Raw genomic sequence first — 17,886 nt, 5'->3', positions numbered from 1 at the left:
AGCGAGCGCCGCTGCTGAGTGGCTAGCCTTCGAGGCCTGTGTTCTCGGGCACGTCCTCGAGCACGGCGTCGCGCAGCGCATTGGCGATGGCCTCGCGCGTGGCGGGCCCCACGATGCCGTCGGCCTCGAGGTCACGCGCCGTTTGAAAGGCCCGCACGGCGGTTTGCGTGTTGGGACCGTCGACGCCATCAACGGCGCCGGGCTCGAAGCCGAGGCACTGCAGCGCCGTCTGAACGCCAACCAAGGCGGTGAGGTCAATGCGACCAAACTTCGTGGACTCGTGGATCGACATGGCGAGAGGCTCGCACGGCACGACCGTGCATCGCAACGGCGGGCACCCCGGCTCACGTGTGCAGGCTTGCGCGGCGGGCGAGCGCTAGTTCGCCTTTTTCTTCGTGCCCCCAAATCTACCGACATCCCCTCCATCGAGGTGAATGAAGGTTGAAAGCACCCGTCCAAAGCCCTGAAACGCGCCCCGACCATCTCCGCTGGGGGGAACGGCACACGAATGCGCGCGCGCCCTGCCGGCCCGCTCGCCACGACTCCACCGCGCGCAGTTCGCGCGGGCGGGTCACGTGTTTCTTTGGGCGCGAATCGAAGGGAGCATCACATGCGTCGTCATTCGCTCGTTCGTTTCATGGTTTCCGGACTCACGCTCGTCACGGCCATCGGGATTTCCACCGCAGCATTGGCCGATGAGAAGGCGCCCGCGAAGCCGGCTAAGACGTCCACCACGGCTGCAAAGATCGACGAAGGCGCGGCGCCGGTAAACGCCACGCGCCCCGAAGCCGATAAGGTCGACGACGCGAAGGCGACGGAGTCGACGCACAAGAAGATCTCGATCGCCATCAACCCACTCGCCGTCGCCATCGGCCGATACAGCATCCAGGGCGAATACCTTCCGGCGGTGCACCATGCCATTACGCTCAACCCAAACTTCACGAGCGCGCCCGTCAAGGTGACGGTCAACGGCAAAGAGGTCGACGGCGGTTCGCTCACCGGTTTCGGTGGGGAGCTCGGCTATCGGTTCTACACGGGCACGCAGGGCCCCAACGGCTTCTTCGTCGGCCCCTCGCTCCTCTTCTCGTCGTTCTCTCAGAGCGCCCCGTCGGGAGCGACCAACGCGAGCAGCGACTCGTTTACCAGCGTCGGCGGCGCCATCGACATCGGTGGTCAAGGGATCATCGGCCCGGGCATCGTGCTCGGCGGCGGCTTCGGCCTCCAGTACACCACGACGAGCAAGGACATCGCGACGGAGAACCTGAACCTCGCGAGCGCCGTCATCGCCGGCGGTGGCATCCGCCCGCGCTTCCTCGTCCACGCGGGCTACGCGTTCTAAGCGCGGCATGTAGACTCAACGCGTCGGAATCGCGCCGCCCTCGTGGGGTCGGCGCGGTTTCCAATTTTGTTCGGCGTGAGGTCTTTCGGAGCTGCGCTTCGCTGCTTCCGACGTCGCCGAGCTGTTTCCTCAAGCCTCGCGGAGCTACCTGCTCACGCAACGCGCCGCGGAAGCGCGATAGACTCGCGAGTCCTCATGGCTCAGCAGCCCATCCCTCCGTTTCTGCCCGTGAGCGCGCTCTCGGCGGACCTCGACGCGTTCGTCTCCGTGGGTGCCGCTTCGCTCGCGGGATTCGCCGACGCGCGCGCCACCTTCGAATGCACGCTCGCGCACCCGCGCGGCGGGCGCGAGGAGACCGCGACGGGCTTCATGGTGCTCGCCGGCGTGGAGCCGCTCGTCGATGCGCTCGAGCGGTTCAAGCTGAAGACCGACGAGCTCGGTTGGCTCGAGCCGCTCGGCATCCTCGACACCGGTGCCTTCGAGCGCCTCCGAACGATGCGCTTCGCTTGCGACGTCGACGGTCCGCCGGAAGGGACCGTCGTCTTTCCCGGTGAACCGATCCTGTCGATCGAGGGTCCCTTCTGGCAGGCGCAGCTCGTGGCGGCCCTCGTCAAGGGCGCCCTCGCCACGTCGACGACCTTCGCGTCACGCGCGGCGCGGCTGGCGCTCGCCGCCGGCAGCGCAGAGATCATCGAGGGCTATTCGGCGAGCCTGCATCGGCTAGGGGGCAACGCGCTCGCGGGCCGAGCGGCGTTCATCGGCGGCGTGGCCGCCACGACCAACGCGCTCGCGGCGCGGCGATACCGAATCCCCATTCGCACCTCGATGCCCCAGAACCTCGTCCTGGGCGCGCCCGACGCCGAGCGCGCCATCACGGCGCTCTCCAAGACCATGCGCGACCGCCCTTGCCTTCGCCTCGATCCACGCTCGCCGCTAACGTCTTTGGCGATCATCGTCGCGTCGCTCAAGAAGCGCGGCGCGGCGCACTTTGGCAAGAACGACATCGCCCTCGAGATCGCATCGGGCGATCGCATCGAGCTGGCGCGCGCCGCCACAGAGGCCTTCCGCGCCGCGGGCCTCCCAGAGCCAACGCTCGTGTGCTCAGGCGATCTCGACGAGCGACGCATCGCCGAGCTCGTGCAGCGCAAGGCGCGCTATTCGGGCTTCTTGCTGCGCGAGCCCTTCGGCGACGAGGAGCTGTCGGCCCACTACGACTTGGTCGCCGTGGAGCGCGACGGCCAGTGGGCCCCTCGCATTCGCGTCGGCGAATCAGCCACCGACACCAGCGATCCGGGCCGCAAGGTCATCGTGCGCTACGCGGACCGTAGCGGCGCTCCCGTGTGCGACGTCGCGCACGCCACCAAAGAGCGCTTCCTACCGTCGGCCGACATCCGCTTCGTGGAGCGGCACAGCGCTCTCCCTACGCGCCTCGCGGCGCAAGCCATGACGCCCCTCTTTTCGCCGATCATGCGGGCAGGGCTTCGCGTCCAGGCAGCGGAGCCGGCACGCGTCATCCGTGAACGGGCCCTGAAGAACGTCAAGGCGCTCGCCGACCGGTACCGCCGCGCCGGCTGCGAAGCTTATCCCTACGGTCTCACGCCGACGCTCGCCGAGATGAAGACGTCGCTCCTGGAGCAAGCGCGCGGCGTCTGACGCGGCGCCGACGGCAAGAGCCTCCTCGCCCGCCGAACGGCTAGAGGCGGCGCGCCAGCTCTCGAATCGCGCTGGGCTGGGCGCCTTCGTCGAAGAGGAGCGGGAGCACGGTCGTGGGCCGCGGCAACTCCGCGGCGAGCCGCGTGAGGGCCTCCGCTTGGATCCGCTCCCGCGTGGCACGGTTTCGCGACGAGAGGAGGACGGCGCCCACCGGGCTGTCGTCGGAAATTGGCTCCATCGCCTCAAGGGCGCGGCGCTCCTCCATCGAGAAGAGCGGCGGCAACATGCAGTTGACGACGAGGCGCGAGACGGGAATCGAGAGCTCGCCCTCGAGCGCCCGCGCGAGCTCCAAGGTCTCCGTCGCCGGCATCTCCTCGGGCAAGGTCACGAGCACGACGGCGCACTCTTGGGTGTCTTGAAAGAAGCGGTAGGCGCGCTCCGCGTCGCGGCGCAGGAGGCCGCTCTTGGCGACGTCGAGGATCACCTTGGGCACGCGGAGCATGTCGAGGCCGTGCCCCGTCGCCGGCGCGTCGAGGATGACGACGTCATATTTCAGCGAGCCATCGGGCCAGGTCTCGGTCGTGTGCCACCAGGCTTTGCCGAGCATCGTCCACTCGGGCATCCCCGGGACAGCGCGGAAGAAGGCGCGCGCGATTTGGTTGTCGAAGAGCAGCGACGCCAGCGTCTTTGAGCGAAGCACCATGGCGCCGTACTCGTCGAGGGCGCGCTCCGGCTCGATGTTGACCGCCCAAACGTTGGGCAAGACGGGGCGAACCTCGTCGCCGATGCCGTCGGTCCCCAGCATGACGCTGAGCCGCTCCTTCGCGTTGCACATGCAGACGAGGACCCGCTTGCCCCGCTGCGCGAGGGCCAGCGCGGCGGCCGCGCAGGTGGTGGTCTTTCCGACGCCACCCTTGCCGGTGACGAAGAGGAAGCGCTTGCCTTGGAAGTCGTGCATGAACGGAGCGCGAGGGCGCGTCTTCCTTATAGCAAGGGACGAAGGGCAACGGACGCCCGCCTCTCGCCCTCAAAGGTCTTCCCCAAAGCACGGCCCGCTTTGCTATTGCCTTGGCGTGGGATTGTTGGACGGAGGCGCGTCGGGAGGGGTGCGCCTCTTCGCGCTCGGCGGGTTGGGCGAGGTCGGCATGAACTGCCTCGCCCTCGAGCAGGACGGCCGCGTGCTCATCATCGACTGCGGCGTCACATTTGATCACCGTCGCCTCGGCGTCGACGTCATCCACCCGCGCTTCTCGGCGCTCGAGCGTTACCGCGATTCGATCGCCGGCGTCTTCCTCACGCACGGCCACGAAGATCACATCGGCGCGCTGCCCTATTTCCTGAGGCGCCACGATGTCCCCGTCTTCGGGCCGCCGTACGCCATGGCCCTCGTCCGCGCCAAGGCTCGCGAGCATGAGCTGCTCTCGTACGCGACGCTCGTCGACGCTCCCGTCGGTGGCCGTTACGAGGTCGGCCCCTTTCGTGTGCGACCGGTCCGCGTCACCCACTCGATGCCCGACGCGACGGCCCTCGCCATCGAGACGTCGGAGGGCACCGTCGTCCACACCGGCGACTTCAAGATCGACGAGACGCCCCCCGACGGTGAGGCCTTCGACGAGGCGGGCCTCACGGACCTGGGCGATCGCGGCGTAACGCTCTTGCTTTCCGATTCGACCAACATCGACTCGGAGGGCCGCGCTGGAAGCGAGGCCGGCGTCGGCGTGGCGCTGACGGAGGTCGTTCAGGCGGCGCGCGGCGCCGTCGTCGTCGGGCTCTTCGCGTCCAACGTGAGTCGCCTGCGCCTGCTCGGCGAGACCGCCATCAAGACGCGCCGCAAGCTCGTCCTCTTCGGCCGAAGCGTCGAGACCCACGCGCGGGCCGCGAGGAGCACCGGCTACCTCGACTGGCCCAGCGACCTCGTGTTCCCCGCGGAGCGCGTGCGCGAGCTCCCGCGCGAGCAGATCCTCGGCATCGCCACGGGAACGCAGGGCGAAGAGCGCGCGGCCCTCTCCCGAATGGCCTCGGGCGAACACCCGAGCTTCGATCTCTTCCCCGGTGACACCTTCGTCCTCTCGAGCCGCATCATTCCCGGCAGCGAACGCGACGTCTTCGCCCTCATCGAACAGCTCACCGCGCGCGGCGCGCTCGTCGTGACACGTCACGACAACAAGCGCATCCACGTGAGCGGCCACGCCCACAAGGACGAGCAGCGGCGCATGCTTGAGCTCGTCCGACCGAAGGCCTTTGTGCCCGTGCACGGCACCGTCCATCACCTGTCGCGGCACGCGGCGCTGGCCCGAGAAATGGGCGCCGAAGACGTCGTCGTGGCCATGAACGGCGACGTCGTGGAGCTCAAAGGCGGCCGCGCGGCAAGGGCCGGGCAAGTGCCCGTGGGGCGCGTGCACGTGTGGGCCGGGCGCGAGGTCTCGGAGGACACGCTCCGCGAACGAAGCGCCATGGGCGAGCGCGGCGCGCTCTGGCTCGTGGTCGACGCGACGGGCGTTCGGCACGTCGGCTCCTCGGGGCTCGGTGACGCGACCACGATGAAGCCGATCGAAGACGAGCTCCGCGCCGAGGTCTCGGCCGGGCTCGCCGACGCCGCTCATCGACGCGAGCCTGCGGCGCTCGTGGCGGAGACCGCGCGCGTCCTCGCGCGAAGGGTCGTCTTCCGCCGTTTGGGCTACAAGCCCCTCACGAAAGTCGAAGTGGTAGGGTAACCAGGTCATGAGCGAGTCGGCGGCCGCTTACGTTTCGCGTGCGCTCTCGCGGCTCGACGCCGAGGTGCCGGGCTTGCTCTTGCGCGTTCACCGGCAGTCCGACGCGGAGGCCATCCACGACCTTCGCGTCACGGTGCGCCGGATTCGAACGCTGTTGGCCGTGGCTCGGCCGCTTTTTGGTCGCCACTATGTGGACGACATACGGGGAACCTACACGCGTCTCGCGCGGGCCACGGGAGCGCTGCGCGACGAGGAGGTCTTTCGCGCGCTCGTCGACAAACATCGCGCCGCCCTCGCGCCGGAGCTGCAAGAAGCCGCTGAGCGCTTCCTCGGCGCCCGCGAGGAGCGCGAGCGGGCCTTGCGCGCGCGCGCCCTGGAGGAGCTCGCCAAGGACGACGTCTCTCGCGCGCGCGGCACGTTGTCGGCGCTGCTCTCGCTGCCCGTCCGTCCCAAGAAGGACCAGCCGCTGCACGCCTTCGCGCGCAAGGCGGTGCTCCAAGCCATGGGGCGCGTCGACGAGCATCGCGACGCCAAAGACGATGACGCGGCCGGCCTCCACGACCTTCGCATCGCGTACAAGCGCCTTCGCTACACGATGGAGCTGTTCATGCCCGCGCTGCCGCCGGACCTCGTCGCGGGCTACGACCTGTCGGTCCGCTTTCAGAAGCGCCTGGGCGACCTCCACGACCTGGATTTGGCGCTTCTGGAGCTTTCTTCAGCCTCGCGCGACGATTCGGCGCTTGCGGCCGCCTTGACGCCCGTGCTGGTTGCGGCCCGAAGCAAGAAATTGGCGGCTTTTCGTGGCGAGATGTTTCCGACCGTGGCGGATGCCGATTGAGCGGTGGTCAGCTTGACCCCCGTCGCCAGGGCGCGTGATACTCTCCCGCCCCGGCCGAGGAGGATACTCGTGATCGTTTGCCCGAAGTGCGGCAAGGAGAACCAGGACCACTACAAGTTTTGTCTCGGCTGTGGAGCCGAGCTGCCACGCGACGGCGCCAAGCCGTTCGGTGCGCCCCATCCTGCTCCTCCTGCACCAGCTCCTCATCCCGTTGCCGGCCCCGCTCCCGCGGCCTCGGCGGTTCCCGTTCATCCGCTCGCCGCGACGGCAGCGCCGGTGCCGCAAGCATCAGGCGCCCCCGCTCCCTTCGGCGTGGCCGGCCCGTCGGCTGCGCCGGTGACGCAAGCCGCGCCGTGCCCGCAATGCGGGCACATGAACGCCGGCGGCAACGTCTTCTGTGGCTCCTGCGGCTTCCGCCTCACGGGCGCCGCGGCGCGAGCCTCGGCGGCGCCCGCGGCTGCGGCACCGGCCGCCGCCGTGGCGATGTCGGGCGCGGCCACTGTGACGCTGACGGCGCTGCGGGCCGACGGCACCGAGGCAGGAAGCTATGCGCTGCCGAGCGCCAACTTCACCCTCGGACGTGACACCGGCGGCATCTTCGCCGGTGACAGCTACCTCTCGCCGAAGCACGCGTCGTTCCGCCAGTCGGGCAGCCAAGTCTCCGTCAAGGACGAAGGATCGCTCAACGGCGTCTATCGCAAGCTCACGCGCGACGTTCCGGTGGAGATCTTCCCCACCGACGTCTTCCGCATCGGCCAGGAGATCGTGCGCTTTGACGCGCTCCAGCCGCTGCCAGCCTCGCCCGATGGCGTCGAACGCCTCGGCTCACCGTCGCAGGGCTACGTCGGACGCATCGCGCTCGTCATCGGGCGCGACACGACCGGCAACGCCTTCCCCGTGCCCGAGACGGGCGTTCATCTCGGACGCGAGCGCGGCGACGTGCTCTTCCCCGAAGACGGCTACGTCTCCGGCTTGCACTGCCACATCAGCAAGAGCGGCAACAAAATCACGCTCACCGATCTCGGCAGCTCCAACGGCACCTTCCTTCGCCTCCGCGAAGAGGTCGTGCTGCAGAGCGGCGACGTGCTTCTGATGGGCCAGCAGCTCTTCCGCGTGACCCTCTCGTGAAGCCTCTGGTGAAGCCTCTCGGCAAGGCTGCGCGCTCGTGAACGGCCGATGAGCCCGCGCTCCGTTCGCGTGGTGGCGGCGGTCGTCGAACAGGGCGGCCGCTACCTCATCACCCAGCGGCGAGCGACCGCCGTCTTGCCGCTGCTCTGGGAATTTCCTGGTGGAAAGGTCGAAGACGGCGAGGACGACGCCGCAGCGCTCCGCCGCGAGGTGAAGCACCGACTCGGCGCTGACGTCGAGGTGGGGCAGATGATCAGCTACGTGCGCCACCCGTACGAAACGACCATCGTCGATCTGTTCCTCTACGAGTGTCGGCTCGTGAGCGAGACGTTGAGCGCGCAGAACGTGAACGCGTTCATTTGGGTCACGAGCCAAGAGTTCGACCAGTACCCGTTTACGCCCGCCGACGAAGCGTCGATGAACAAGCTGCTGGGCCTCTCGTAGGCACCGACCACGACGATAGCACACTTGCAGAAATTCGTGCTACATAGAGACCGTACTCGGAGAAATGCTCTTTGGGGGTCTGATCGGCGTGGCGAGTGGCGTTCGCCACGCCATCGAGCCCGATCACCTCGCTACCGTTGACGCCTTTGCTGCGCAGGAGCCGGGCACAAAGAGCGCAGTTCGCCTCGCGGCCGCCTGGGGCGCGGGGCACGCCACGACGCTCTTCCTGGTGGGAGGGGCGCTCTTGTTGTCTCGGCGCGAGATGCCGTCGGCCACGCTTGAAGCGCTCGAGCTGGTGGTGGCCGTCACCCTCGTCGCCCTCGGCGCTCACGCGCTGATTCGGCTCCGGCATCGCCGGGAGGCCTCCCGGTCCCATTCCCACGCTCGCGTCGACCTACGTAGACCGATGCTCGTGGGCCTCGTGCACGGACTCGCGGGCAGCGGCCCGCTGACGGTCATCACGCTGGCCTCCGTGGGCGCCGGCGCGCTGGGGCTCCTTTACATGGCGCTCTACGGCACCGGCGCGATGCTCGGAATGGCGGCGCTCGCCGGCCTGTGCGGTGGCCCGCTGGCGCGGCTGGCTCGCAGCCCTCGCGCGCAGGTGGCGCTGATGGCCGTGGCGGGCGGCGCGTCACTGGTGATCGGGCTCTGGTGGGGCGTCCAAGCGCTCGCGCGGCTCGTTTAGGGCGAAACCCGTGGATTCGCGAAAGCCTGGGCGCTTTCGGGAGACACTTCGGGGACCCCTACATCAGGCTACACTGCACCAGTAATTTCATGCGGTTAGATGGCCTGGTTCGAGCTTTGCTCAGTTGACCGCAGATCTAGCCGTGCGATTATGGTGATCCTAGATGATTGCCGTAAGGCGGTAATTTTCTAGAGCCCTCAAGGAGCTCACCCGTTGCGAACCACGACTTCGTTGGGCCTCGCGCTGACTCTTGCAGTCGCGGCGGCCTGCGGCACCACGAGCAACAATGAGCTCGCGCCGGCACCCGATGGCGGCACAGACCTCCCGAGCCCCGTCACGCCGACGGTTCTGCCCGACGGCGCCGTCGTTGCGCCCAAGCCCGTTGGCATTGCCAACTGGGACGACCCGACGGCCATCGCTTGGTTGAACAAGGCGTGCGCCAACTGCCACGGCATCGACGACGCGGGCCAGCAGACCCCGTATTACAGCGCTTGGCCGATGCCCAAGCCGCTCACGCGCGAGTGGCTCGAGACGAGTGACTACACGGCCGCCGCGTACCAGACGATCCTGCACCGCATCGGCAACACGCCAGGGCCGCCGTCGCCGATGCCCGTCGCCGCACCGGCCAACGAGCAGGAGCGCGCCGACCTCGCCGCATCCGTCGACTGGTTCACGCGCCGCGTTCCCTTCTCCGTTATCGACGCGAATCGCCGCTACGGGAACAAGGTCGACACGCAGCAGTTGGTCACGGCGAATTTCCAGTGCAGCAAGGTCATGTCGCTGCGGAAGTTCCTGACGCAGGTGACGCTCGGCTTGTTCGATCGATACCCGACGCCTGCCGAGACCGCCGGGTACAGCGAGTCGGAGCTCTCGGCGCCCGTCAATCGCATCCAGCGCGAGGCCATCGTGGCCAAGCTCGACGCTGACTGGAAGCTCGAAGTCCTCACCACGTCGATGAAGAAGCTCGCGAACGTCATCGGCGGCGCGCCGACGATCGGCAACGTCGCGGGCATCACGGCGCCGCAACAGGCCGACCTGAAGGAGGAGTTCTACCGCCTCATTCTCGGCAACTACGACACCGTGAACTACGCGGACCTCTTCCGCTCCAACACGGTCATGGTGTCGAGCAACACCGCGGCGCTCTACGGTTGCACCGCTCCCGCCGCCGGGACCTGGGCACCATGCCAGCTCGTCCCGCCGCGCAAGACGTTCTTTACCACGCGCGCGTTCCTCGCTTCGCGCCCGTCGTCGTTCCTCATCGAGAACAACAACTACGGACGCGTCGCGCTCATCTTCTTCACGCTCTACGGCGAGAAGCTCTTCGCCGCTACGGCAGGCCCCACCGGTGACGCCATCAGCTTGCCTTCGTGCCTCGAGGGCGACGACATGCGCGCCATCGGCGGCGCTCCGCGGGGCTCGGCGGCCGTCGCGCTCTACGGCGCCGTTTGCCAGGGTTGCCACGTGGCACGCGGACTCGCCGCCGGCTCGGTCTTGTTCCGGCCGTTCTCGCTGAACGGCTCGATCTACGACCTCGCGACGATGGCCACGGCATCGAACCCCGACAAAGAGCAGTGGGACACGTTCTTTGACCGCCCCAACCCGGCGAAACCGACGGAGACGCTGGTGTCGCCCTGGGCCATCGGCACGACCAAGCTCACGCCGGCGTTCATGACGGGGCTCCTCGCGGCGAGCACCGCCGCGCCCAAGTCGTGCGTCGCCACCGGCAACAAGGCCGCTCCGTATGCGGCCGTCGCCGACATCGCGCAACTCGTGGAGGAGTACCTCAAGAACACCACGTCGTTCTCGCGCGGCTTCACGCGCCACGCGCAGCGCGCGTTCATGAATCAATCGGCGGTCACGCTCGAGATGAGCGTGAAGGCGTCGGCAGCCTACGAGGCGGGCAAGCAGAAGCTGCCTGACCTCATGAAGGGCTACTTTCTCTCTGACACGCTCACCTGCGAGGAATAGATGTCGCGAACTCTAAAGTCGTTCTTTCACGCCGCAGCGCTGGCGCAGGTGGCGCTGGTCATGGCGGCCGGATGCAACTCCAACGGCGACGGCGGCACCGGTCCCGTCGACGACGGCACGCGAACCGTCGGGTCGACGCCGCCACCGGTGGGGAGCGTCCCCACGGGTCCCGTCGACGCGGGCACGTTCACGATCGCTTCGCCAAAGCCGAAATTCCAGACCAAGAGCGGGACCCAGCTCTACAACTCGGTGAAGGCCTGCATGGGCGACGGCATGTTGCTCATCACCACGGACATGGTCCAAACGACCAGCGGCGCGGCGAACCCGAACGCCATCCTGCCCAGCTCGTTCGCGGTGAGCACGCTCGAGGGCAAGGACGACATCGTCACGATTCAGCGCGCCGCCTTCGACGGCGACGCCGCTGACTTGCGGCAAGGGACCCGCGCCGACAGCCTCCTTCTGCCCTACGTCACGGCGCAGCGAAACATGGCCAACGTCGTGGGCCGGAGCTGCGCGAACGGCAAGAACGCTGCGCTCTGCGAGTGCGCGACGCCCGAGGCCTCGAAGGCGATGCTCGCCCGCTGCGTCCCGCAGCTCGATCCCGCCTCACCGGAGTTCGCCGCGGCCCGCGCCGCGCTCCAAATCAAGTGCCTGAGCAACAAGAGCGTCGCCATCGCGTCGCTCCTCGCGTCGGCCGCCATCTCGAAACTGCCCTGAGGAGTCCACCCATGCGCTTGTCTCGTAGAAACCTTCTTCTCGGTGCGGCCGCCGGTGGTGCAGCTTCGTTCGTGGGCTTCGAAAGGCGCCCCGCGAGCGGCCTCCTCACGCCCATCTCGGCACGCAACGTGGCGCCGTCGAGCATCGACGCCCACGCGATCCTTCGCGAAGCCATCCGCACGCGAACACGCATCACCTGGGGCGGTTCGCCGGCGCTCGCGGCGCCTGCGCAGGACATCTCGGTCATCACCATCAAGGTGATGAACCACATCCTGCCGGCGCTGATTTTCCGGCTCGGGCAGATCCAAGGGGTCACCGACAACACGGTCGGGCCGCTCTCGTTCTCCAGCTCGGCCTCCGGTCAACAGAGCTCGGGGCAGGTTCGCCTCGCGGGCGCCAAGGACTTCCTTCTCGCGCAGGGCCTCGAGCAAATCGCGCCCGAATCGTTGGCCGCCGGTCGCTACCGCAAGCTGGCGTTCAACAAGTGGTTCGCCAACATCTTGCACACGGGCCGCATCGAGGGCGCGACGGTGGGAACGAGCGTGTTGCCGGCGCCCGTCGACGCGACCGACGTCGGCGACTTCCCGACCACAGTGGCGATCCAAGCGGTCCTCGGCGTCTACCAATCGGTACCGACGAGCAACCACGCCTTCAACAACTGCTGCATCACCGGCTCGCAGGACCCGAAGAAGGGCGGCGACCTCTCGTTCCACATCTCGGAGGAGGCGAGCAACCTCATCCCATCACCGCTCGGCGCCGTTTGCTTCAACATGGGCGCCGGCACCGAGACCGAGAGCGGCTCCCCCGAGAACGCGGTCCTCCGCTCCGACGCGTCGTCGGCGGCCTTTGGCGCGAAGTCCGTCGCGACCTACGTGAGCACGATTCAACAGGCCACGGCCCTCGGCCTCGTTTCGCTCATCGACGACGACCTCGTGCAGGAGTTCGACAAGCTCGCGAGCCCGCCGGTCAACTTCGCGAAGGAGCTGAAGGAGCGCAAGGACAATATCCTGAAGCTATTTGAAAAGCTGAAGGCGGCAGCCGCCATGGAGAGCACCAACGTCACGGTCGCCGACAAACTCGAGCGCGGCTCCGTGCAGACAAAGAACGGCGATGCGACGGCCGTGGCCCGAATGGAGTTTCTTGCACAGTGCAAGTTCGTCCAGGCGGCGCTGGCCATCGACGGCGTGCCGTTCCGCAACTTCAACCTCTTCTGCCACCTCTCGGACATCGACGGCGTGCCCTTCGACACGTCGATCTCCGGCGCCGGCAACGACGGCTTGTCGTACGTCGAGGGCATGCGGCAACTCGCCGTCGGCCTCAACATGTTGGGCAAGGCCATCGACGCGGCGAGCGCGAAGGGCCAGAGCGTCTACGTCGTCGTCGTCTCGGAAGGCGGACGCGACTTCTCGGGCTCCGACAACGACGTCGGTGTTTCGCTGATCTTGGGCCCGACGGGCGCCGGAGCTCTCAAGGACCGGCTCTACGCGCCGGCGGCCTACAACCAGCCGTCGAACGACTTCGTGGCCGACCCAGGCAACGACACGAGCAACTTCTCTCAGGTGGGCGGCAAGCTGACGGGCACCGGCCTCGTCAATCAGCCGGGCAGCGTGATCACCAACGAGGATGGGCTGCCTTCGCAGAGCAACATGGTCGCGACCAACAACCAGGTGCTCATCGGGCTCATTCGACACCTCGAGGGCCGCAAGGGGATCGCCGCATCGAGCACCGCCGGCCTCGGTCGCTACCTAAAGCTGGAGACGGGCTGACCCGGCATTGCGGCCGGCGTGAATCTGAGAAAGGTTGAGGCGTGTTTCGGCGCTTCACCTTCCTCGCGGCGGTAGCCGGGGCACTCTGGCCGGCCTCCGCGAGCGCCGACGGCGTGCGCCTCGTGGCGCACGAGAGCGTGAACGGGGGTCCCGCGTCGACGTTGTCCGTCGATCTCGTGACGCCCACCGAGACGCGAGCGGTGGACTGGCGCGCCTTGTCATCCATGCCGCTCTCGCCGGGGCGCTACAAGCTGCGCCTCGCCTTCGCCGGTGGCGAGGGCCTTCATCTCGAGGTCCCGCCTTGTGCCGGTCGAAACGCTGTTCGACTCGATGGCAAGGCGGTCCAAGGCGGAAAGGGGCCGCTCGTGCTCCCGCTGCCGCCGCGCGCCGAGGCCCACGCGGTCGAGATCGACGTCCGCGTATCAAGCTACGAGCGCCGCATCGCGTGCGGCTACGCGCCCCGCTACGGAGCGAAGTCACCGGCTGACGCCAGCGGCGGCTTCGCGCTCTTGACGTTCCCCAGCTCAGCCCGCGGGGGCGGTCAGGCCGTCGTCTACGTGCCGCGCGGCCTCGATCGCAAGAAGCCCGCGCCGCTGCTCGTGGGGGCGCACCCGTGGGGCGGGGACGCGTGGACCTACGCCGCCTACGCCGAGCTTTTGGCCGCCGCCGACGCGCGCTCGGTCGTGCTCTTGTTCCCGAGCGGGCTCGGCAACTCGCTCTACACGGAAGAGGCTGAGAACGAGGTCGTGCGCGCGATGGACGCGCTCGCGCAGACGCAGCGCATCGACGACACTCGCGTATCGATCTGGGGCGCGTCAATGGGGGGTGCGGGAGCCACGACCATCGGCTTTCATCGGCCCGATCGTTTCGCGGCCGTGGTGAGTCTCTTCGGCGATTCGAAATACGATCTCGGCACCTACGTCCGGCCCATTCTCGTCGACGAGGCGGGCGCGCACCGCGTCAACGCCCTAGACGTCGTCGACAACGCGCGGCACCTCGATGTCTGGCTCATCCACGGTGACGCCGATCGCGTCTCGCCTGTGGCGCAGAGCGCGATGCTCGACGTCGCCCTACGCGAGCGCGGGTTTCGCTCACGCTTCGACAAGGTCGAGAGAGCCGGTCACGATGGGAGCTTGGTGGCGCGCTTCGCGGGAGCGGTCGTCGAGAAGGCCGCGAGCGCACAGAGGCCTCGCGCCCCCTCGCGGGTGACCTTCCGCAGCGTTCGAAGTGGCGACACAGCCGCCTACGGCGTGCGCATCGTCAGGGCTGGCAAGGGCGACGCTTTCATCGACGTTGAGCGCGAAGCCTCGCGCATCGTCATTCGGCGTGCCGTTGGAGTCCGCAGCGTCGAGCTCGGAGCGCCCTTCGCTGCCGGGGCCGACACGGGCCCTGAAAAGAAGCCGTTGCGAGTCGAGCGCGCCGAGGAGGTTCCTGCGAGCGTCGACGTGCGTGTCGTGCCCGAGGCCGCCCCGAGCGCGAGCTCGCCAGAGCGAAGCGCGCCATGAAATACGTTCGCACGCTGGCCACCACAGTCGCGCCGCTGCTCATCCTCGGGACCATGGCTACAGCGCTTCGCATGGGGGCCGAGTCTCCGGGCATGGCCGCCTTCGTTTTGCCAGCGCCGGCTCCAAAGACCGGCGATCGCATCGTCTGGCAGGTCCGCGTGTTGCGCGAGGCGCGCCGCATCCGGGACGCCGCACCTGCCGTTCCCCTCGACGTGGTGGCGCTGGCCCGCGGAACGCGCGCCACGTGGAGCGGCACGACCAACCTGGAGGGCGTCGCGGAAGCGGAGTTGCACTTTGCACAGATCGCCGCCGGCGATCCCGTCGACATCGAAGTTCGAAGTGGGGCAACGCTCCTTGCTAAGGGCGTCGTTGCGGTTCCGGCGGGCGTAGCGCCGAGAGCGGCACCGGCGCTCGTCGCCACGAAGGCCGATGGCCCCCTCTCCATCGTGCTGACGGCGCCCATTGGCGGCGTGCCGCCGGCGCTCGACTCGGCGATCTGGCTGCGCGTCGCGGGCCCAGGCGCCGAAGGAGCGCGCGTCGCGCTGGAGGGCGAGGCCGGACTCGAAATCGCCGTGCCCAGCGTGGTGCCCTGCGCCGGAGGCCGGGTGAAGGTGCCGGTGCGAGCCGGAAGCCACCTGCTCGCGCTCCGCGCGACGGCCACCGCCCAAGACGGCACGGCGAGCTCTTGGTACGGCGCGCTCCCGGTGGTTCCTGGCGGCGACGAGATCGCGATCGAGCCGCCGCGCCCCGCGGCTGGCGCGCCGCTGAGGCTCGTGGTCAAGAGCCCGACGCCCAAGCCGCTCGTGTACATCGAGCTTTACGACGACGTTGGACGCGTCGCCGCCGCGACCAAGGAGCTGACGCCGGTCCCCGGCGCGCCGATGGCGATGCCGACGGCGTCCGTAGACGTGCCTTCCGCAGTCGCGGGGCGCTATTTCGCCGTCGTTTCGAGCCGCGCCGACGGCTTCGTTCAAGGCACGGCGGTGTCGCGCGCCTTCGTCGTCGGCGAAGCGGTCCCCGAGGCCACGGCGACCGGCTGCGACGCCAGCGCGGACCGGCTCCTCTTCGAGCCGCCATCGTTTGCGCGAGGCGTCGCCCTCGATGGCTTCGTGCGCCGCTACGAGGCGGCGCGAGAGACGCGCCGGAGCGGCACGCGGCTCGCCATGTTTTCGCTGACGCTCGGGATCGCGCTCGCGGGACTGATGATCTGGTCGGCGATGAGGCAGCCCAAGCGGAGGGTCGACGAGATGCCCGAAGAGGCGGTCTTGAGGCAAAACACGACGCCGCGTTGGCTTGCGGTGATCATGTTGGCGAGCCTCGCCTGCCTGGCCTACTTGATGCTCGCAGGCTTGGTGCTCTACGCCGGCGATTGAGTCTCGGTGCTCGGGGCCTCAGTCGTCGTAGCGAACGAGGAGCTTGGCCTCCTCCTCGTGATCCACGGCACGAACGAAGTCGATGGGCGCGGCGGCAAAGAGCGTCGCGGCGGCGGCGGACGCACGCTCGCCCTGCCTGAGGCACCATGACGCGTGCTCGACGAGGAGCGCGAGCTCGAGGGCCCGGCCGAGCGTGAGCGCGAAGCGACGGGCGCCGGCCTCGAGCGCCGAAGGGCCGCGCTCGCGGGCGCGCGCGAGCCAGGCTTCAGCCGACGCGACGGCGCCGCTGGCGAGCGACGCAGCGGCTTTGAGCGACGGGTCGGCGTTGGCGACAGCGCGGCTCACCTCGGCGGCCACCACGGAGACCGACGCGTTGCGCGAGAGCGCACGCAAGAGGTCGAGCGAGAGGACGTTCGTCGTCCCCTCCCAAATCGGGAGGACCTGCGCGTCGCGCACGAGCGAAGGCAGCCCTGTGTCTTCGACGTAGCCGGCGCCCCCGAAGGCTTCGACGAGCTCGCTGGCGCCGGCGACCGCTTGTTTGCCGGTGGTGAGCTTCACGATGGGAGAGAGCACGCGCAGCAGCTGCTCTTCCTGCTCATTGATCTCGCGCGCCTCCGCTCTACCGAGGAGCTCCACGAGACGGAACGTGAGCAAGAAGGCGCCCTCGTATTCGGCGTGAACCGCCGCTAGCGTGTCGGCGTGCAGCGGCTTGTCGGCGAGCGGTGCACCGAAGGCAATGCGCTTCTTGGCGTAGTCGCGCGCGAGGGCGAGGCCGCGGCGCATGATCGACACGGCGGCGATCGAGTTCCACGTACGCGTGATGAGCAACATCGGCGTGATGTTCTTCACGCCGTCGGAGAGACCGGCGACGGGCTCCGCCAAGGCACCGTCGAGGGAGAGCTCGGCGGTCGGCACTTGGCGCGTCCCGAGCTTGTCCTTGAGGCGATGGATCGCGATGCCATTGGGCAAGCCGTCGGGTAGCCGCGTCTCGACGTAATAGAGCGCGAGCCCTTTGCCGCCGGGCGGGTTGCCCTCGGGCCTCGCGAGCGTCAGCGCCATCTGCGCGGTCGTCGCGGAGGTGAACCACTTCGTGCCGTAGAGGCGGTGCTGTCCCCCCTCCGCCACGCGCGCCACGGTCTCGGAGAGCGCCACGTCGGAGCCGCCCGTTCGCTCGGTCATCCACTGGCCACTCGTCCAGGCCTGCGCAGGATCACGTGCCGTCAGGCGGGGCACGGCCCGCTCGATGAGCGCACGATGGTTCATTTCGATCAGCGTTCGCGCCGCGCCGTCGGTCATGGCGAGCGGACACGTGTAGACCGCTGTTCCCTGGTCGAAGAGGTACGCGAGCGCGAACTGGTGGACCCGGGAGAAAGCGCCGCTCTTCTTCTCGTAGGCCACACCGACGACGCCGCGCTCGGCGGCGACGCGCGCGGCCTCCTGCCACAGCGGCGAAACCTCGATGCGATCGACGCGCCGACCCCAGGCGTCCCACGAGACGAGTCGCGGCTCGATGGCGTATTCCGTGACGCGGCGCTCGTAGAGAGCGGGAATCAGCGCGCCCATCTGCGCGAGATCGGGGGCGACCTCGAGGAGCGCGTCTTTGGGAAGCACACGCCGCAGGTAGGCCTGAAGCAGGCGATCCGTTACGTAGGCGTCGGCCAGACGGGGCGGCGGCTGGAAAAACATGGCGCCATCCTAGCGCGAACAGGGGGAGTGGAAATTGAGCCCTTGCGCGCGTGGTCTCCTGCGCTAACGC

15 protein-coding genes are annotated in these 17,886 nt (G+C 68.5%); 12 read left to right on the top strand and 3 right to left on the bottom strand.

Annotation, left to right across the window (positions count from 1 at the left end; translation table 11 throughout):
- Positions 1–22: 22 nt before the first annotated feature.
- A complete protein-coding gene (locus IPG50_22825; GenBank protein MBK6695019.1) occupies positions 23–292 on the bottom strand; it encodes a peptidoglycan-binding protein in 270 nt (89 codons plus the stop codon).
- Positions 293–610: 318 nt separating this feature from the next.
- On the opposite strand from IPG50_22825, the gene IPG50_22820 reads away from it, so the two are divergent.
- Entirely contained in the window at positions 611–1,339 is a 729-nt protein-coding gene (locus IPG50_22820; protein ID MBK6695018.1) for a hypothetical protein, read from the top strand.
- Positions 1,340–1,534: 195 nt separating this feature from the next.
- The gene (locus IPG50_22815; GenBank protein ID MBK6695017.1) at positions 1,535–2,992 is read left to right on the top strand and encodes a hypothetical protein; all 1,458 of its coding nucleotides are present in this window, start codon (positions 1,535–1,537) and stop codon (positions 2,990–2,992) included.
- Positions 2,993–3,032: 40 nt separating this feature from the next.
- Here IPG50_22815 and IPG50_22810 read toward each other — a convergent pair whose 3' ends face one another.
- The gene (locus IPG50_22810) at positions 3,033–3,950 is read right to left on the bottom strand and encodes an ArsA family ATPase (protein ID MBK6695016.1); all 918 of its coding nucleotides are present in this window, start codon (positions 3,948–3,950) and stop codon (positions 3,033–3,035) included.
- Between IPG50_22810 and IPG50_22805 the strand changes: the two genes are divergently transcribed.
- The 10 genes from IPG50_22805 to IPG50_22760 all read left to right on the top strand — a co-directional run bounded on the left by IPG50_22805 (position 3,949) and on the right by IPG50_22760 (position 16,130).
- Entirely contained in the window at positions 3,949–5,706 is a 1,758-nt protein-coding gene (locus tag IPG50_22805) for a ribonuclease J (GenBank protein ID MBK6695015.1), read from the top strand. The genes IPG50_22810 and IPG50_22805 overlap by 2 nt on opposite strands.
- Before the next feature lie 7 nt (positions 5,707–5,713).
- On the top strand, positions 5,714–6,544 hold the full coding sequence (locus IPG50_22800; GenBank protein ID MBK6695014.1) for a CHAD domain-containing protein: 831 nt from the start codon (positions 5,714–5,716) through the stop codon (positions 6,542–6,544).
- A gap of 69 nt (positions 6,545–6,613) precedes the next feature.
- Positions 6,614–7,672 (top strand): FHA domain-containing protein, encoded by a 1,059-nt coding sequence (locus IPG50_22795; GenBank protein MBK6695013.1) that lies wholly within the window; start codon positions 6,614–6,616, stop codon positions 7,670–7,672.
- A gap of 48 nt (positions 7,673–7,720) precedes the next feature.
- Positions 7,721–8,116, top strand: a complete 396-nt coding sequence (locus tag IPG50_22790) for a (deoxy)nucleoside triphosphate pyrophosphohydrolase (protein ID MBK6695012.1) — start codon at positions 7,721–7,723, stop codon at positions 8,114–8,116.
- 64 nt (positions 8,117–8,180) lie between these two features.
- On the top strand, positions 8,181–8,801 hold the full coding sequence (locus IPG50_22785; protein ID MBK6695011.1) for a hypothetical protein: 621 nt from the start codon (positions 8,181–8,183) through the stop codon (positions 8,799–8,801).
- Between the two features lie 213 nt (positions 8,802–9,014).
- Positions 9,015–10,769: a hypothetical protein gene (locus IPG50_22780; GenBank protein ID MBK6695010.1), complete on the top strand. Its 1,755-nt coding sequence runs from the start codon at positions 9,015–9,017 to the stop codon at positions 10,767–10,769.
- Positions 10,770–11,486, top strand: a complete 717-nt coding sequence (locus IPG50_22775) for a hypothetical protein (protein MBK6695009.1) — start codon at positions 10,770–10,772, stop codon at positions 11,484–11,486.
- An 11-nt stretch (positions 11,487–11,497) separates the two neighbouring features.
- Positions 11,498–13,252 carry a hypothetical protein gene (locus IPG50_22770; GenBank protein MBK6695008.1) on the top strand — a complete coding sequence of 585 codons (1,755 nt, stop codon included), beginning with the start codon at positions 11,498–11,500 and terminating at the stop codon, positions 13,250–13,252.
- 41 nt (positions 13,253–13,293) lie between these two features.
- On the top strand, positions 13,294–14,757 hold the full coding sequence (locus tag IPG50_22765; GenBank protein MBK6695007.1) for a prolyl oligopeptidase family serine peptidase: 1,464 nt from the start codon (positions 13,294–13,296) through the stop codon (positions 14,755–14,757).
- Positions 14,754–16,130 (top strand): hypothetical protein, encoded by a 1,377-nt coding sequence (locus tag IPG50_22760; GenBank protein MBK6695006.1) that lies wholly within the window; start codon positions 14,754–14,756, stop codon positions 16,128–16,130. The genes IPG50_22765 and IPG50_22760 overlap by 4 nt, the downstream gene beginning before the upstream one ends.
- Before the next feature lie 18 nt (positions 16,131–16,148).
- Here IPG50_22760 and IPG50_22755 read toward each other — a convergent pair whose 3' ends face one another.
- Positions 16,149–17,816, bottom strand: a complete 1,668-nt coding sequence (locus IPG50_22755) for an acyl-CoA dehydrogenase family protein (protein ID MBK6695005.1) — start codon at positions 17,814–17,816, stop codon at positions 16,149–16,151.
- Positions 17,817–17,886 lie beyond the last annotated feature (70 nt).

The organism is Myxococcales bacterium (genome assembly GCA_016703425.1).
In the GTDB taxonomy this organism is placed as follows: Bacteria; Myxococcota_A; Polyangia; order Polyangiales; family Polyangiaceae; genus JADJCA01.
This window is presented reverse-complemented; position numbering and strand designations above follow the sequence as displayed.

Coding starts and splice junctions, on each gene's coding strand:
- IPG50_22825 (MBK6695019.1), bottom strand. CDS start 292: ATGTCGATCCACGAGTCCACGAAGTTTGGTCGCATTGACCTCACCGCC.
- IPG50_22820 (MBK6695018.1), top strand. CDS start 611: ATGCGTCGTCATTCGCTCGTTCGTTTCATGGTTTCCGGACTCACGCTC.
- IPG50_22815 (MBK6695017.1), top strand. CDS start 1,535: ATGGCTCAGCAGCCCATCCCTCCGTTTCTGCCCGTGAGCGCGCTCTCG.
- IPG50_22805 (MBK6695015.1), top strand. CDS start 3,949: ATGAACGGAGCGCGAGGGCGCGTCTTCCTTATAGCAAGGGACGAAGGG.
- IPG50_22810 (MBK6695016.1), bottom strand. CDS start 3,950: ATGCACGACTTCCAAGGCAAGCGCTTCCTCTTCGTCACCGGCAAGGGT.
- IPG50_22800 (MBK6695014.1), top strand. CDS start 5,714: ATGAGCGAGTCGGCGGCCGCTTACGTTTCGCGTGCGCTCTCGCGGCTC.
- IPG50_22790 (MBK6695012.1), top strand. CDS start 7,721: ATGAGCCCGCGCTCCGTTCGCGTGGTGGCGGCGGTCGTCGAACAGGGC.
- IPG50_22785 (MBK6695011.1), top strand. CDS start 8,181: ATGCTCTTTGGGGGTCTGATCGGCGTGGCGAGTGGCGTTCGCCACGCC.
- IPG50_22775 (MBK6695009.1), top strand. CDS start 10,770: ATGTCGCGAACTCTAAAGTCGTTCTTTCACGCCGCAGCGCTGGCGCAG.
- IPG50_22770 (MBK6695008.1), top strand. CDS start 11,498: ATGCGCTTGTCTCGTAGAAACCTTCTTCTCGGTGCGGCCGCCGGTGGT.
- IPG50_22760 (MBK6695006.1), top strand. CDS start 14,754: ATGAAATACGTTCGCACGCTGGCCACCACAGTCGCGCCGCTGCTCATC.
- IPG50_22755 (MBK6695005.1), bottom strand. CDS start 17,816: ATGTTTTTCCAGCCGCCGCCCCGTCTGGCCGACGCCTACGTAACGGAT.